The 16,079-nt window shown below is 72.7% G+C and carries 13 protein-coding genes; 6 read left to right on the forward strand and 7 right to left on the reverse strand.

All coding sequences use genetic code 11. The features are described 5' to 3' along the window. Nucleotides 1–24: 24 nt before the first annotated feature. From FJ658_RS02750 to FJ658_RS02765, 4 genes are all read right to left on the reverse strand, one after another. The gene (locus FJ658_RS02750; RefSeq protein WP_141143846.1) at nt 25–1,029 is read right to left on the reverse strand and encodes an LLM class F420-dependent oxidoreductase; all 1,005 of its coding nucleotides are present in this window, start codon (nt 1,027–1,029) and stop codon (nt 25–27) included. Nucleotides 1,030–1,146: 117 nt separating this feature from the next. Then, complete coding sequence (locus tag FJ658_RS02755) at nt 1,147–2,484, reverse strand: acyl-CoA dehydrogenase family protein (protein WP_141143847.1); 1,338 nt, start codon at nt 2,482–2,484, stop codon at nt 1,147–1,149. Nucleotides 2,485–2,699: 215 nt separating this feature from the next. Continuing rightward, on the reverse strand, nt 2,700–4,400 hold the full coding sequence (locus FJ658_RS02760) for a long-chain-fatty-acid--CoA ligase (protein WP_141143848.1): 1,701 nt from the start codon (nt 4,398–4,400) through the stop codon (nt 2,700–2,702). Between the two features lie 82 nt (nt 4,401–4,482). After that, entirely contained in the window at nt 4,483–5,853 is a 1,371-nt protein-coding gene (locus tag FJ658_RS02765) for an MFS transporter (RefSeq protein WP_255447517.1), read from the reverse strand. A 165-nt stretch (nt 5,854–6,018) separates the two neighbouring features. Here FJ658_RS02765 and FJ658_RS02770 point away from each other — a divergent pair, with 165 nt between their 5' ends. The 3 genes from FJ658_RS02770 to FJ658_RS02780 are packed head-to-tail and all read left to right on the forward strand — an operon-like array spanning nt 6,019 to nt 9,064. Next, nucleotides 6,019–6,675, forward strand: a complete 657-nt coding sequence (locus tag FJ658_RS02770) for a response regulator transcription factor (protein ID WP_141143849.1) — start codon at nt 6,019–6,021, stop codon at nt 6,673–6,675. After that, entirely contained in the window at nt 6,672–8,105 is a 1,434-nt protein-coding gene (locus FJ658_RS02775; protein WP_141143850.1) for a HAMP domain-containing sensor histidine kinase, read from the forward strand. Before FJ658_RS02770 ends, FJ658_RS02775 begins: the two co-directional genes overlap by 4 nt. Further along, nucleotides 8,102–9,064 carry a TAXI family TRAP transporter solute-binding subunit gene (locus FJ658_RS02780; protein ID WP_141143851.1) on the forward strand — a complete coding sequence of 321 codons (963 nt, stop codon included), beginning with the start codon at nt 8,102–8,104 and terminating at the stop codon, nt 9,062–9,064. Before FJ658_RS02775 ends, FJ658_RS02780 begins: the two co-directional genes overlap by 4 nt. Nucleotides 9,065–9,151: 87 nt before the next feature. Here the strand turns inward: FJ658_RS02780 and FJ658_RS02785 are convergent, their stop codons facing one another. Continuing rightward, on the reverse strand, nt 9,152–10,648 hold the full coding sequence (locus FJ658_RS02785) for an MFS transporter (RefSeq protein ID WP_141143852.1): 1,497 nt from the start codon (nt 10,646–10,648) through the stop codon (nt 9,152–9,154). A 105-nt stretch (nt 10,649–10,753) separates the two neighbouring features. On the opposite strand from FJ658_RS02785, the gene FJ658_RS02790 reads away from it, so the two are divergent. From FJ658_RS02790 to FJ658_RS02800, 3 genes are all read left to right on the forward strand, one after another. After that, nucleotides 10,754–11,404 carry a TetR/AcrR family transcriptional regulator gene (locus FJ658_RS02790; protein WP_141143853.1) on the forward strand — a complete coding sequence of 217 codons (651 nt, stop codon included), beginning with the start codon at nt 10,754–10,756 and terminating at the stop codon, nt 11,402–11,404. A 45-nt stretch (nt 11,405–11,449) separates the two neighbouring features. Next, complete coding sequence (locus FJ658_RS02795) at nt 11,450–12,481, forward strand: PfkB family carbohydrate kinase (RefSeq protein WP_141143854.1); 1,032 nt, start codon at nt 11,450–11,452, stop codon at nt 12,479–12,481. A gap of 300 nt (nt 12,482–12,781) precedes the next feature. Further along, the gene (locus FJ658_RS02800) at nt 12,782–14,350 is read left to right on the forward strand and encodes an amino acid permease (protein WP_141143995.1); all 1,569 of its coding nucleotides are present in this window, start codon (nt 12,782–12,784) and stop codon (nt 14,348–14,350) included. A 98-nt stretch (nt 14,351–14,448) separates the two neighbouring features. Here the strand turns inward: FJ658_RS02800 and FJ658_RS02805 are convergent, their stop codons facing one another. Both FJ658_RS02805 and FJ658_RS02810 read right to left on the reverse strand, forming a co-directional pair. Next, nucleotides 14,449–15,534, reverse strand: a complete 1,086-nt coding sequence (locus FJ658_RS02805) for a low specificity L-threonine aldolase (RefSeq protein ID WP_141143855.1) — start codon at nt 15,532–15,534, stop codon at nt 14,449–14,451. Nucleotides 15,535–15,668: 134 nt separating this feature from the next. Further along, entirely contained in the window at nt 15,669–16,076 is a 408-nt protein-coding gene (locus FJ658_RS02810) for a PPOX class F420-dependent oxidoreductase (RefSeq protein ID WP_141143856.1), read from the reverse strand. Nucleotides 16,077–16,079 lie beyond the last annotated feature (3 nt).

Genomic DNA, 16,079 nt, shown 5'->3' on the forward strand with positions numbered 1-16,079 from the left:
ACCCTGCGCCAGCCCCGCCCCGCCTCAGCTCAGCGCGGGGATCACCTCGCGCTCGAAGAGCTCCACGCCCGAGCGGTCGTAGGCCGACTCGGGGAAGTTGTGGATCGCGTAGCCGAGCCCCAGCTCCGACGCCGCGCGCAGCCTCTCGACGATCTGCTCGGGCGTGCCGGCGAGCTGTGCGCCGCTGCGCAGGTCGGCGACGTAGCCGGCCGCGCCGTCATCCCCGAGGTAGGGCTTCACGCGCGCCTCGATGCGGTCGATGCGCTCGCTCACCTCGGCCTCGGTCGCGCCGATCACGGTCGTGAAGTTCGAGCTGCGCACGATCGCGTCGAAGTCCGTCCCGACCGCGGCGCAGTGCTCGCGCAGCAGCTCGCTCTTGTGCTGGAACGTCTCCGGGTCGCCGGCGAAGTTCGTGTACTGCGCGTACTTCGCCGCGATCCTCAGCGTCACCTTCTCGCCGCCGCCGGCGATCCACAGCGGGATTCCCGGCTGCCCGTCGACGACGGTCTGCAGCGGCTGCGGACGCACCATCGCGCCATCCACCTGGTAGTGCTTGCCGTTCAGGGTCGCCGACCCGGTCTCCCAGGCCTGCTTGAAGATCTGCACGCCCTCATCCAGTCGGGCCAGGCGCTCGCCGGCGCTCGGGAAGCCGTAGCCGTAGGCCTTCCACTCGTGCTCGTACCAGCCGGCGCCGATGCCCATCTCCGTGCGCCCGCCCGAGACGATGTCGACCGTCGCGGCGACCTTCGCCAGGTAGGCCGGGTTGCGGTAGCTCATGCACGTGCACATCTGGCCGAGCCGGATGCGGCTGGTCGTCGCCGCGAACGCCGCCATCAGCGTCCACGCCTCGTGCACGGCCTCGGTCGTCGGCTTCGGAACGGGGTGGAAGTGATCGAAGACCCAGAGCGACTCCCACGGGCCGGCGTCGGCCAGGGTGGCGAGCGAGCTCATGGTGTCCCAGTGCTGCGCGGGCTCGATGTCGACCAGGTCGTGACGCCAGCCCTGCGGGATGAAGATGCCGAATCTCATGGGGCGCACGCTACTCCGCGCATCCCACGGAGGCACGAGAGGCCGGGCGGGAGCGGCACCGCTCCGGCCCCCCCGCGTGCGCGATCGAGCGCCTGCTCCGGCGAGTGCGGCGGGCGCTCAGGTGTACCAGGTCGGCTCGGGGATCTCGCCGAGCAGCGCGAACCGCCCGACCTCGCGCCGCTTGTACGGCACCGGGTCGTGCAGGCTGTGCGTGCGCAGGTTGCGCCAGTGGATGTCGAGCCCGACCGTGTTCGCCGAGGCGCGGGCCCCGGTCAGCTCGAACACCTTGGTCGCGGCCTCGAGTCCGTCGTCGACGATGCGCGCCTTCGCGGCCGCGATGCGCACCGCGATCTCGCCGCGCCGGCGCTCGGTGAGCTCGCCGCGCGGCGCGTGCAGCACGGCGCTGATCTCGGCGCCCACCGCATCCAGCAACGCCTCGTCGGCCCACAGCTTCGACTGCAGCTCGCCGTAGCCCTCGAGGATGTACCACTCCTCGGTCGCGCGGGTCTTGTCGTCGCCGCCGTAGGGCCAGGCGCGCGAGTTCTCGCGCGTGTAGGCCGTCGCCCGCTCGAGCGTGCCCTGGGCGATGCCGAGGTAGAAGTTGGCGAACACGAGCTGGATCGTCGGCACGTTGAGGGTGTTGTAGATCAGCGGCTGGAACGTCTTGTCGACGAAGCCCGCGGCCGCCGCCCACGGCACCCGCACATCCCGGATCTCGACCGACCCCGACTCGGTCAGGCGCTGACCCAGGTTGTCCCAGTCGTGGGCGAAGCGGATGCCCTCCTGCGCCGTCGGCACGATCGCGAAGACGTGGATGCCCGGCCCGCCGTCGGCGTCGGAGCCCTCGATCACGCCCTCGAGCACGGTCAGGTCGCTGATCACGCCGCCGGTGGAGAAGCTCTTGCGTCCGCTGAAGACGAGGGTGTCGCCCTCATCGCGCACGGTCAGGTCGGCGTCGCGCGGGTTGACGGCGCCGCCGTAGAACGCGGTCGAGCTCGTGGCGAGCTCTTCGACCGCGGCGATCTGCTCCTCGGTGGCGACCAGCCGCGCGGCCCACGCCCAGAGGTAGTGGTAGCCGAGCAGCTGGCCGATCGAGCCGTCGCCGCGGGCGACCTCGCGGATCACGCGGTACGCCGTCTCCCAGCTCTGCCCGGCGCCGCCGTGGGCGGTCGGGCCGAGCAGGGTGACGAGGCCCGAGGCCTTGAGCAGCGCGACCTCGCTGCGCGGGGGCGCGCCGGCGCGGTCGCGGTCGACGGCGTCGGCGGCGAGGATGTCGGCGACCTCGCGGGCGCGGGCGATCCAGCCGGCCGCGTCGCTCGGGCGCGCGGATCGCGGCCAGCGGTCGGTGAGCGCGTCGGCGGCGAGGCCGTTCGCGGTCGAGTCCGGCCCGGTGGATGCGGCGGTGCCGCTGCCGACGGACGCGCCGGCGGAGGCGGTGGGTGCGGTGTTGGTCACGGTGTTCCCTTCCCTGGAGGTGTCACGGTGACGAGACCGTAGACACGACCGGGGGAGGCGCCCAAGCGACGGTTACGCGCGGTGGCGACCCGTGACATCCGGGGTCGGTGGATGACGCCGCGTGACCCCGGGTGACGTCACACGATGACGCGCCGCGACGCCCCGCGACCCCGTGTGACGCGAGTCGGGCCGCGCCGTGCCGACCCGGATCGAGCTCAGGCGCTCCCGCCCGCGCGCCCCTCGACGAGGGCGTCGCGCACCTTCTTGCGCAGCACCTTGCCGATGAGCGACTTGGGCAGCTCCTCCCAGAGGAACACCTGACGCGGCACCTTGTAGGGCGTCAGCTGCTCGCGCGCCTTCGCGCGCAGGGTGTCGCCGTCGACGGTCTCGCCCGGCTTCGGCACGACGACGGCGACGACGTGCTCGCCGTCGCGGTCGTCGGGGATGCCCACCACGGCCACGTCGGCGACGCCCGGGAAGCCGCGCAGCGCATCCTCGACCTCGCTGGGCGAGACGTTGAAGCCGCCGGTGATGATGAGCTCCTTGGCGCGGTCGACGACCTTGATGAACCCCTCGTCGTCGATGCGCACGATGTCGCCGGTGCGGAACCAGCCGTCGAGGAACACCTCGGCGGTCTGCTCGGGCTTGCGGTAGTAGCCCTGGAAGATCTGGGGTCCGCGCACGAGCAGCTCGCCGTCCTCGCCCGGCGCGACCTCCTTCGTCGGATCCTCGCGGTCGACGACGCGCACCTCGGTGCTCGGCAGCGGCAGTCCGATCGTGCCGGCCTTGCGGTTGTCGGCGACCGGGTTGGCCGAGATGACGGGCGAGGCCTCGCTGAGGCCGTAGCCCTCGACGAGGTAGCCGCCGGTGGCCTCCTCCCACGGCGCGACGACCTTCTCCGACAGCGGCATGGCGCCCGAGATCGCGATCTGGATGCCGCCCAGGCCGACCTTCTTCTTGGCGGCCGCGGCGGTGAGGCGCTCGTAGATCGGCGGCACGGCCGGCAGGAACGTCGGCGGGTGCTTCTTGATGACCGGCAGCACCAGGTCGGGGTCGAACTTGGGGAACAGCACGAGGCGCGCGCCCATGCTCATCGCGAAGGTGAGGCAGAGCGTGAGGCCGTAGGCGTGGAAGAGCGGCAGCACGGCGTAGACGACGCAGTTTCCGCGCTCGATCTGCGGAACCCAGGCGCGCGACTGGGCCGCGTTGGCGTTGAGGTTGAGGTGGGTCAGCACGGCGCCCTTGGGAGTGCCCGTGGTGCCGGAGGTGTACTGGATGACGGCCACGTCATCCGCGGTCGGGGCCGGTGCCGACTTCTTGATGCGCTTGTGGTCGACCAGCTGCTCCCAGGTGACCGTGCCGCGCACCTTCGTGGTCAGGTCGGCGCGCGAGCGGCGGGCCTTCGGGATCGGCAGGCGCAGCAGGGCGCGCATCCCGGCGGGCATGGCGCGGGTGATGTCGACCGAGACGATCGTCTCGGCGGCGACGTCGGCCGGGAACTCCTGCAGCGTCGCGACCGTCTTGTCCCAGGCGATGACGACCTTCGCCTCGTGGTCTTCGAACTGGTGGCGCAGCTCGCGCGGCGTGTAGAGCGGGTTGTGCTCGACGACGATCGCGCCGAGCCGCAGGATCGCGTAGAACGCGATCACGTGCTGCGGGCAGTTCGGCAGCACGATCGCGACCGGGTCGCCCTTGCGCACGCCCAGCTTGCGCAGGCCCTCGGCGGCGCGGTCGATGCGGTCGCCGAGCTCGCCGTAGCTGGTCTCGGCGCCGAAGAACTCGAGCGCCGTGCGGGTGCGGAACTCCTTCGCCGACCCGGCGATGAGGTCGACCAGCGAGTCGTCGCTCGCCGTGATCTCGTGGGGGACTCCCTCGGCGTAGGAGTCGAGCCAGGGCCGCGGCGTGTCGTTGCTCACCGGGCCAGCCTAAAAGACGAGGGCGCGCATCCCGTGCTGGGTCACCGGATGCGCGCCCTGATCGGCCGTGCCGAGCCCGCGCCTACTGCGCGCTCACCCGCTCGCGGCCCTGCTCGCGCTCGCGCGCGCGGTCCTGCATCCCGGCCTCGTCGTCGAGCCAGTTGCGGCCGTCGTTGCGCAGGAACACCGCGTAGACCACGAGCGAGATCGCGATCGCGACGGTGACGTAGATCGTGAACGCCGGCACCTGACCCGACGCCGTCGCGGCCGTGTTGAGCAGCGGCGCGGTGCCGCCGAACACCGAGTTGGCGAGGGCGTAGCCGAAGCCCACGCCGAGTGCGCGCACGTGCGTCGGGAACAGCTCGGCCTTCACGACGGCGTTGATCGAGGTGTAGCCGGTGAGGATCACGAAGCCGCCGACCAGGATCGCGAACGCCGTGACCGGCGAGGTCTGGCCGGGCAGCACCATCGTGATGAGCCAGGTGTAGACGACGCCGCCCGCGCCGAAGAAGATCAGCAGCGTCTTGCGGCCCACCCGGTCGCTGATCCAGCCGCCGAGCGGCTGCAGCAGCATCAGGATGATCAGCGCGACCAGGTTGATGACCGTGCTCACGACGGGGTCGCCGCCGCTGAACGCCGCCTTGATGCTGTTGGGACCGTTGACCGAGTACGTGTAGAAGGCGACCGTGCCGCCCATGGTGACGAGGAAGCACAGCAGCAGAGCACGCCAGTGGATGCGCAGCAGGGCGCGCATCGAGCCGGACTCGCGCGACTGCCCCGAGCGCACCGCGTCGATCGTGCTGGTCGCGAGCGACTCGTCCATCGTGCGCCGCAGCCAGAACACGACCACGGCCGCGACGCCGCCGATGCCGAAGGCGACGCGCCATCCCCAGGCGGAGATCTGCTCAGGCGAGAGCAGCAGCACCATGACGAGCAGTGTCAGCTGGGCGAGCACGTGGCCGCCGACGAGCGTGACGTACTGGAACGACGACAGGAAGCCGCGGCGCCCCTGGATGGCCGACTCCGACATGTAGGTCGCGCTCGTGCCGTACTCGCCGCCGGTCGCGAAGCCCTGGGCGAGACGGGCGAACACGAGCACGATCGCGGCGCCGACGTCGATGGTCTCGGCCGTCGGGGTCAGGGCGATGAGCAGCGAGCATCCGGCCATGACGGTCACCGACACCGAGAGCGCGAACCGGCGGCCGCGCCGATCCGCGACGCGGCCGAAGAACCACGAGCCGACCGGCCGCATGAGGAAGGTGACGGCGAAGATCGCCCAGATGTAGATGCCGGAGTTCTGCTCGTCGCCGTCGAAGAACTGCGACTCGAAGTAGGTCGCGAACACCGAGTAGACGTAGACGTCGTACCACTCGACGAGGTTGCCCGCCGAGCCCTTCAGGGTGTTCGAGATCGAGCGGCGCAGAGAGCCGGGGGTTCGGGTTGTCGCGGTCACGTCCGTCCAATCGTCGAGAGGGAGCCGTCGCATCATCGCGACCGCGTCGGACGCGGGTGCCGCGACGATGACAGCACCTGCACAGGGTCGCCTCCCGCGGCCGGCCGCGGCGGAATCCTTGCACCGCCTTAACATCCGGCCGAGGGGCGCTGGATACCATGACGGATGCGTGTTCTCATCGGCGAGGACGACCCGTCGATGTCGGCGGCGCTCGTTCGCGCCCTGTCGTCGGCGGGGCACAGCTGCACGCGGGTGACCCGAGGCGACCAGGTGCTGCTGCGCCATCGCGACGCGGATGTGGTGCTGCTCGACCTGGGTCTGGAAGACGGCGACGGCCTCGATGTGCTGACCCGCCTGCGCGAGGTCGGCGAGACGCCGGTGCTGGTCGTGACGGCGCGCGGCGACGAGCGCTCGACCGTCGAGGCGCTGAGCCGCGGAGCGGACGACTACCTGGTCAAGCCGGTGCGCATGCGCGAGCTGCTGGCCCGCATCGCCGTCGTGACGCGGCGACGCGGGCGCGACGACGAGCCGGAGGTCGTGGTCGCGCTGGGCCTGCGGATCGACCTGGCCGCGCATCGGGTGCTCTGCGACGACGTCGAGGTCGCGCTGACGCCGACCGAGTTCGCCGTGCTGCGCGCGCTGGCGACGCAGACGGGGCGCGCCGTCGCCCGCCAGCGCATCATCGACGAGGTCTGGGGCGGCGCCTACGCGAGCGTCTCGCGCACCTTCGACGTGCACCTCGCGCAGCTGCGCCGCAAGCTCCCCGCCGCACGCATCACCACGGTGCGCGGCTACGGGTACCGTCTCGAGCCGGCGCCGTGAGGCCGCGCATCCTGATTCCCCTGCTGCTCTGCGGCGTGATCGCGGTCATCGCGATCCTGGTGCCGATCGCCGAGTCGATCGCGGTGAACCGCACCCAGCAGCTCATCTCGCAGCGCGCCCGGACCGTCGACCAGATCAGCCAGCGCGCCGAGCAGAGCGCCGACGGCGCCCGGGAGGGTCTGCGGCGCTACGTCGAGCGGTTCCACGAGGTCTACGGCGAGCCGGTCGTCGTCGTCGACGATCGCGGGCGCACGATCGCCCGCGCGGGGCGTCTCGCCGAGGGAACCGACGTCGATGCGCTCGTGCTCGCCGCGGTGCGGACGGTGCCGCGGTGGACGATCCCGACGATCTATCCCTGGGGCGCCCGCACCGTGCCCATCGCCGAGCCGCTGAGCTCGGGCGGGGCCGTGATCGTCGAGGTCGACCTGGCCGCGGCGCAGGCGGACGTGGTGCGCGGCTGGGCTCTGGCGGGGGCGATCGGCCTCGCGCTGCTGCTGGCGCTGGGGGCGTCGAGCCTGCTGCTGACCCGGTGGATCCTGCGCCCGGTCGCGGCGCTCGACGACGCCGTCAACGAGATGACCCGACGCCACGCGAGCACCCTCGCCCCGGCGACGGGGCCGCCCGAACTGCGGCGGCTCGCCGACTCGTTCCGCCGCATGGAGACGAGCATGCGCGCCGCGCTCGAGCAGCAGCGCGCCTTCGTCGCGGATGCCTCGCACCAGCTGCGCAATCCGCTCGCGGCCGCGCGACTGCGTCTCGACGCGCTCGCGGAGCAGAGCGGTGGCGGGATGCGTGCCGACACCGCGGCGCCGCATGACGCGGGCTCGCCGCACGACACCGCCCTGGCCGCGACCGTGCTCGATGAGCTCGACGCCGACCTCGACCGCCTCGACCGCACGGTGCACCGGATGCTGAACCTCGCCGAGGCGGAGCATCGCGCCGAGTCGGCCGTCACCCTGGGCGAGGCCGCGCTCGACGATCGGCCCGGCACCGTGATCTCGGCGGCCGAGCTGACCGAGCCGTCGCGCGCGCTGCTCGCCGAGCACGGGATCGCGCTGCAGCTCCCGCATCCCGACACCGAGGTCGCCGTCGCCTGCCGGCGCGACGACCTGGAGGAGATGCTCGAGATCGTGCTCGACAACGCGGCGAAGTACGCGGGCTCCGGGTCGACGGTGCGGGTCGAGGTCGTCGACGCGCCCGACGGGGCGCCCCACGTCGAGGTCTCGGACGACGGACCCGGGCTGAGCGACGAGGAGCTCGCGTCGGTCGGCACGCGCTTCTGGCGCGCGCGCCACCACACCGCCGAGCCCGGCAGCGGCCTGGGCATCGCGATCGTGCGCGAGCTGGCGCGCGCGAACGACGCCGAGGTGCGCTTCGACCGGTCGCCGCAGGGCGGCCTGCGCGTGACTCTCGTGTTCGGGGCACCGTGAGCGGCCGCGCAGCCGTCACGCGGCGCACGGTGCTCGTCGGCGCCGCGGGCCTGGCCGGGGCGGCCGTGGCCGCGCTCGCGGGATGCACGGCCACGCCCACGCAGCGCATCGCCCTGGCCTGCGGCGAGCGCGGCGGAACCTACCTGCTGTTCGGCGAGCTGCTGCGCGACGCCATGACGCGACGCGGCCTCGCCACGCTGACCGCGCGGGAGACCGACGGCAGCGTCGACAACCTCCGGCTGCTCGCGGACCGCGACGTCGATCTGGCGCTGACCCTCGCGGATGCCGTGGCCGGGGCGGGCGCCGACATCGTCGCGATCGGCCGGGTCTATCAGAACTCGCTGCAGTGCGTCGTGCGCGCCGACAGTCCGATCTTCGGGCTGGCGGACCTCGCCGGGCGCCGCGTCTCGACCGGGGCCGCCGGATCGGGCGCGACGATCTCGGCGACCCGCGTGCTCGAGGCCGCCGGACTCCTCCCGTTCGACGGCGCGGTGCCGGCTCATCCGGTCGAGACCGTGACGCGTCACCTTCCCGACGCGCTGAGCGATCTGAGCTCGGGTGCGGTGGATGCGCTGTTCTGGTCGGGCGGCGTGCCGAACCCGAAGATCGCCGAGGCGAGCCGCGACGGCGCGGTGCGCCTGATCCCGCTGTCGGACGCGCTGCCCGCGGTGTCGCGGCGGTTCCCCGACACCTACTTCCCGGTCGCGATCCCGTCGGGCATCTACGATGCGGCGCGCCCGGTCGACACCCTCGGCGTCGCGAACCTGCTCGTCGCCCGCCGCGAGCTCGATGACGCGCTGGTCGCGGGACTCGTCGACCTGCTGATCGAGGATGCGGCCAACCTGGTGCCGGTCGGCTCGGCGAGCGTGCAGTTCCTGACCGCGTCGAGCCTGATCGACACCGCGCCGCTGCCGCTGCATCCGGCCGCCACGCGGCGGTACCGGGAGCGCTACGGCTGACGCCCCAGCGGTCAGGCGACGCAACTCAGGAGATCTGAGCGTGGATGGGGCGGGGGCCTCATCCGGGCGCGGATCTCCTGAGTTGCGTCACTCGTCGGCGGGTTCCGAGGCAGGGAGCTCGGCGGCGTGGGCGCGGCGCGAGCGCAGGAAGCCCCACGCGACGAGCGCGCCGGCGATGACCGCGAGCGCTCCGCCGCCGAGCTGCACGGCCTCGCGGAACTCCGCGGTCTGCGCGGCCGTCCAGTGCGCGGTCGCGACGTCGCCCGTGAACAGCGCGGCGAGGATCGTGCCGACGGCCGCGATGCCGAGGCCGTTCGTCACCTCGCCGGCCGTGTCGACCAGCGCGGCGCCGATGGTCGAGCGGCTCTCGGGCAGGCCGCGCAGCACGTTGGTGCCCGCGACGACGCCGACCACGCGCATCCCGGCCGCGACCAGCACCAGCGCGAGGGCGATGAACGGGTAGCCGAGGGGGCCGAGCGCGGCGTAGACGGCGAGTCCGGCGACGATGCACGCGGCGCTCATCCACGCCATGCGGTTCAGGCCGAGGCGCTGCATCAGCGGGCGGATCGCGGCGCCGCCGGCGACCAGCACGATCACCTGGGGCAGCATGCCGAGCGCGGCGAGGGCGGGCGGCCAGCCCCAGTCGAGCTGCAGCTGCAGGGTCACGAGGTAGCCGAGGCCGGCGGTGGCGAGGGTCGCCGCGGCCTTGACGGCGAGTCCGCTCGAGACCAGCGGGTGGGCGAGCAGGCGCAGGTCGAGAAGGGGATGCGCGGCGCTCCGCTGCCGCACCACGAAGCCGACCGCGGCGGCGACGGCCCCCGCGGCGGCGACCCACGGCATCCACGACCCGGCGCCGTCGTCGACGAAGAGGGTCGGCGTGACGAGCGCGAGCACGATGGTCGCCGTGCCGAGCAGGGCGCCGGCGATGTCGATCGGGTCGCGGTGCAGCTCGGCGCGCACGTCGGCGCCGATGCCGAGCCGGATGCCGACGATCGCCAGCACCGCGACCGGCACGTTCACGAGCAGCAGCGCCTGCCACGGCGCGACCGCGAGGGCGAGACCGCCGAGCGTGGGGCCGACGGCGAGGCCGACGAGTCCGACCGTCGAGATGATGTTGATCGCGCGCACCCGCAGGGTGTCGTCGCCGAAGAGGCGGAACGCGAGCGCCATCGATCCGGGCGTCGTCATCGCGGCCGCGACGCCCATCGCGACGCGCACGGCGATGAGCTGCTCGGGGGTCGTGACGAGCGCGGTGGCGGCGCTCGCGAGGGCGAGCAGCACGAGTCCGATCAGCATGAGGCGGCGGCGGCCGAAGCGGTCGGCGAGGGCGCCGAAGGCGAGCATGAGGCCGCCGAACACGACGGCGTAGGAGCCGGTGACCCACTGGAGGGCGGTGGTGGAGGCGTGCAGCTCGCGGCCGATCGTCGGCAGCGCGACGCTGAGGATCGAGTTGTCGAGCATCTCGAACAGGAACACGGCCGAGAGGCCGGCGAGGGCGATCGCGGCGTCGCGCAGGCGGCGGGGCTGGCGCGGGGTGGATGCGGCGTCCACGGCGCCGGTTACGGTGGGATCAGTGGAGGTCATGCCACTAAGTTAAGTCAGTAAGCGTAGTGAGTCAAGAAATTCGCGGTGCCGACCTGTCGCACGCGGATCTCGGCCGCGCGCGCATCCACCGGAAGGAAGCCCCGGATGCCCCGCACCGCACCCCGTGGCGGACCCCAGACCCGCGTCAGGATCGCCGAGGCCGCATCGCCGCTGTTCGCCGAGCGCGGCTTCGACGACGTGACCGTCGCCGAGATCGCGCGGGCGGCGGGGGTGTCGAGCGTCACGGTGTTCAAGCACTTCCCGCGTAAAGAGGATCTGTTCTTCGACCGCACCGTCGACGCCGAGGAGCTGCTGCGGGAAGCCGTGCGCGACCGGGCCGACGGCGTCTCGGCCCTCGATGCGCTGCGGGATGCGCTGCTCGCGCTGGCCGACGAGCGCGCACCGCTCTCGGGGCTCGCCCACGGATCGCCCGGCTTCTATCGCACGGTCGCCGACTCGCCCGCCCTGCAGGCGCGCGCGCTCGAGATCGGCGCGGCGCTGCAGGCCCTGCTCGCGGCGGAGCTCGCCGCCGACGAACGCTTCGAGGGCGACGCCGTGCTGCTCGCGGCCTTCGTGCTGCAGGGGTACGCCACGGTGCTGATCGGCACGGCGCAGCGGGTGCTCGCGGGCGCGGGCGCGGGCACGGGCTCGGGTGCGGGCGCGGGTGCCGTCGACTTCGACGCGATCGCGGCGGACCACCGCACGCGCGTCGAGGCGCTGTTCGCGGCGATCCGCGCGGGCGTGCGGGTCGACTGAGCGCGCGGTGCATGCCGTCCGCCGCTGCCGTGGCACAGTGAGCGCATGAGCGACGGCGCCACCGCATCCACCGACCCGACGGACGCACTGGGCGCTGCGGGTGCCGCCGGCGCCGAGCCGGTCGACGTGCTGGTCGTCGGCTCGGTGAACCTCGACCTCGGGTTCGAGCTCGATCGACTGCCTCGCTCGGGCGAGACGATCGAGAGCCGGTCCGCGCGCCGCACCGGCGGCGGCAAGGGCGCCAATCAAGCGCTCGCCGCCGTGCAGCTCGGTGCGCGCACGGTGCTGCTCGCGGCCGTCGGTCCCGATGCCGAGCCTGCGCTCGCCGATCTCGTCGCGGGCGGCGTGCGGCTCGACGCGCTCGTGCGGATGGCCGACGTGCCGACCGGCAGCGCGGTGCTGCTCGTGACGCCCGACGACAACGCGATCGTCATCGCGCCGGGCGCCAACGCGCGGCTGAGTGCCGAGCACGTGCGCGCGCTCGCCGAGGCCCTCGGCGCCGGAACGGGCTCCGGTCCCGCCGTCGTAGCACTGCAGCACGAGGTGCCCGCCGAGGTCGTCGCCGCGGCGGTCGCGGCGTTCGGCGGCCGCTCGCGCATCCTGCTCAACCCCTCGCCGTGGCGCCCGGTCGCCCCCGAGGTGCTGGCGGGCGTCGACGTGCTGGTCGTCAACGCGGGCGAGCTCGGCGAGCTGCTGGGGGTCGCGCATCCCGAGGCGCCCGCCCCCGGCGCGGCGGGCTCCGGCGCCGGCGAGCGCGCCGCCGCCGAGCGCCTGCTCGCCACCGCCTCCCCCGAACTCGGAACCCTCGTCGTGACGCTCGGCTCCGACGGCGTGCTGCTGCGCGAGGGCGCCGGCGGCCCGGTCGTGCACCTGCCCGCCATCGCCGTGGATGCGCGCGACACCGTCGGCGCCGGCGACGCCTTCCTCGGGGCCCTGGCCGCCGGACTCGCGTCGGGCGCATCGCTCGAGGCCGCCGCCCGCCGAGCCACGGCCGCGGCGGCGCTCGCCGTGACGGTGCCGGGCGCCCGCAACCCGGGCCTCACGCCCTCGGCGGTCGACGAGCTGCTCGCGCGCTGAGCCGACCCGGCGACGGCATCCCGCTACCCGTCGCGCCCGTTGCCGACAGGCTTCGCGCAGCTTCACGCGGCCTGGTCGAGTCGCGCGCCGTGCATCCACGGGTCTAGCGTGTGTCCACGGCTCACCCGAAGCTCCGAACGGCCCGCCCCCGCGGGCCCATCCCTGCAGAGAGGACCCCGCGTGACCGATCAGAACACCGGCGGCAGCGTGCCCGGAAACGGACCCAGCGCGACAGGACCCGGCGGCGCCCCCGGCGCCGGAAGCCCGCCGCCGCCGCCCGCGTCCGCGGCGCCCGCCGCGATGCCCGCCACGGCATCCGACCTGGACATCGCCGACCGCCTCGAGAACTACCGCGAGACCGTCGGCGACCGCGGCAACGCCGAGCACGAGTTCGACAACGAAGACGCCGGCTATCACAAGTCGCTCAAGCCCCGGCAGATCCAGATGATCGCCATCGGCGGCGCGATCGGCACCGGCCTGTTCCTCGGCGCGGGCGGACGCCTCCACGACGCCGGGCCGGCCCTCGCGGTCGTCTACCTGGTCTGCGGCTTCTTCGCCTTCCTCATCCTGCGCGCCCTCGGCGAGCTCGTGCTGCACCGCCCCTCGTCGGGGTCGTTCGTCAGCTACGCCCGCGAGTTCTACGGCGAGAAGATGGCCTACGGCGCCGGCTGGCTCTACTTCCTGAACTGGGCGATGACCTCGATCGTCGACGTGACGGCCGTGTCGCTCTACGTCAAGTTCTGGGGACGCTACGTGCCGTTCCTCGAGAGCTTCCCGACCTGGGCGACCGCGCTCATCGCGCTCGCGCTCGTGCTCGGCCTGAACCTGGTCTCGGTCAAGGTGTTCGGCGAGATGGAGTTCTGGTTCGCGCTGATCAAGGTCGCCGCGCTCGTGATCTTCCTCGTCGTCGGCATCGTCTTCCTGCTCTTCGTCGGGCACACGGATGTCGGCCCGACCGGCATCGGCGTCATCGCCGACAACGGCGGCTTCTTCCCGCTCGGAGCGATCCCGGCCGTGCTCGCGATCACCGGCGTCGTCTTCGCCTACGCCGCGATCGAGCTCGTCGGCACCGCCGCGGGCGAGACCAAGGAGCCCGCGAAGGTCATGCCGAAGGCCGTCAACACGGTCATCATCCGCATCGCCGTGTTCTATGTCGGCTCGGTCCTGTTGCTCTCGCTGCTGCTGCCCTACACGCAGTACGACTCCGAGACCTCGCCCTTCGTGACGTTCTTCTCTCACGTCGGCGGCGAGGACCTCAGCAACACGATCGCGTCGATCATGAACTTCGTCGTGCTGACCGCGGCGCTGTCATCGCTGAACGCGGGGCTCTACTCGACCGGACGCATCCTGCGCTCGATGTCGGCCAACGGCTCGGCGCCGAAGTTCACGGGCGTGATGAACAGGCAAGGCGTGCCCTTCGGCGGCATCCTGCTGACCGCGTCGCTGACCCTGCTCGGCATCGGCCTCAACGCGCTCGTCGGCGCCAGTGAGGCGTTCAACATCGTGCTCGAGGTGTCGGCGATCGGCATCATCGGCGGATGGGCGACGATCGTGCTCTGTCAGATCCAGCTGCATCGCTGGTCGAAGCAGGGCAAGGCCGAGCGGCCGCACTTCCGGCTGTTCGGGGCGCCGTTCACGGCCTATCTGACGCTCGCCTTCCTGGCGTTCGTGCTGGTCAGCGAGGCGTTCAGCGAGACCGGGCGCTGGGTGCTCGCCTCGCTCGTGGTGCTCATCCCGCTGCTGATCCTGGGCTGGTTCCTGCAGCGCAAGCGCATCATGGAGGCCGCCGCGATCCGCGAGGGTCACACCGGCAAGTTCTCGGTGCGGGCCGACCGCCCCGGCATCGACGCGACGCGCGACCGCCGCTGACGGTGGATGCGCGAGGGGCCCGGTTCGCTGGAACCGGGCCCCTCGCGCTGTCGGCGGTGCGCTGTGCCGCGGCGCCGCCGGGCGAGGTGCCGGGCTCGCTACCGGGCGAGCTCCGCCCGGATCACGTCGACGAAGTGCGCGACGTCGGCCTCGGTCGTGTCCCACGCGGTCATCCAGCGCACCTGGTTCAGCTCGCGGTTCCAGTCGTAGAAGCGCACCTGCTCGCGCACGCGGTCGGCGACCGCCGGGCCGAGTTCGGCGAAGACGGCGTTCGCCTGCGTGGGCTGGCTGAAGCCCAGGCCGCGGATCGAGCCGTCGGCGACCCCCTCATCCAGCTGCGACCGCAGCAGGGTCGCCATGGTGTTGGCGTGCTGCGCCGAGCGGATGCCGAGCGACTCGCCCGCGACGTCGGCCTCGAACAGCGCCAGCAGCTGCGCGCTCGCGAAGCGCATCTTGCTGCTGAGCTGCATCGACAGCTTGCGCAGGTACTTGAGGCCCTGGCCCGCCTCGGGGTCGATCAGCACGATCGCCTCGGCGCCGAGGATGCCGTTCTTGGTGCCGCCGAGGCTCAGGATGTCGACGCCGGCGTCGCTCGTGAACTCGCGGAACGGCACGCCCAGGGCGGCGGCCGCGTTCCAGAGGCGGGCGCCGTCCATGTGCACCGCCATGCCGTTCTCGTGCGCGTAGTCGGCGACGGCGCGCACCTCGTCGGGCGTGTAGACGGTGCCGAGCTCGGTCGACTGGGTGATGCTGACGGCGAGCGGCTGGGCGCGGTGCTCGTCGCCCCAGCCCCAGGCCTCGGTCGCAATCAGCTCGGGCGTGAGCTTGCCGTGCGGAACCGGCACCGGGTAGATCTTCACCCCGGCCATCCGCTCGGGCGCGCCGCCCTCGTCGGTGTGGATGTGCGCATTGGCCGTGCCGATCACGGCACCCCACGGCGGCAGGATCGCCTTGAGCGACACGACGTTCGCGCCCGTGCCGTTGAACACGGGGAAGACCTCGGCCTCGGGCCCGAACTCGGCGCGGATCACCTCGCCGAGACGCTCGGTGTAGACGTCTTCGCCGTAGGCGACCTGATGCCCCTCGTTGGCCGCGGCGATCGCCGCCAGCACCTCGGGGTGGATGCCGGCGTAGTTGTCGCTGGCGAATCCGCGGTAGTCCGGGTCATGCAGGCGTTCCGTCACGTGTCCATCCTGTCATCGGCCGGCGCGGCGGCATCGTGTGCGGCGGATGCAGGATCGCGCGGCGATCCTGGCGTCGCGCCGAAATGTTCTGCGGCGGGGGCGAGATCGTGCGGCGGGGCGCTGTGCCTCCGGGCTCAGCCCTCGATGCGGATGACCGCCCGCGGCTTGTTCGCGCCGACCCCGCGCCGCACCAGCCGCTCGATGAACATCACGATGTAGAACTCGGCGCCGTACTTGCGGCGCACCGCGTCGGTCGCCCGCGTGACGTCGTCGGCCTCGGCGCTGACCGTCGCGCGCGCCTCGACGAGCGGGGCGTCGTCGGCGACCGAGCCCCGGCGTCCGCACGGCTGCACGGTCACCCGCGGGTCGTTCTTCAGCCGCTTCAGCTTGCCTGTGCCGAGCGGGGTGATCACGACCAGCGCGTCCCCGTCGCGCGCGACCCACACCGGAGTGCTCACGCCCTCGCCCGTGCGGCGGAACGTCGTGAGCGCCACGAACGACGCGTCGGCGAGCGAGAGCAGCGGCGTGAATGCGGTGGTCACCTC

Origin of the sequence: Schumannella sp. 10F1B-5-1 (assembly GCF_006517535.1) — a bacterium.
Classification (GTDB): domain Bacteria; phylum Actinomycetota; class Actinomycetes; order Actinomycetales; family Microbacteriaceae; genus Schumannella.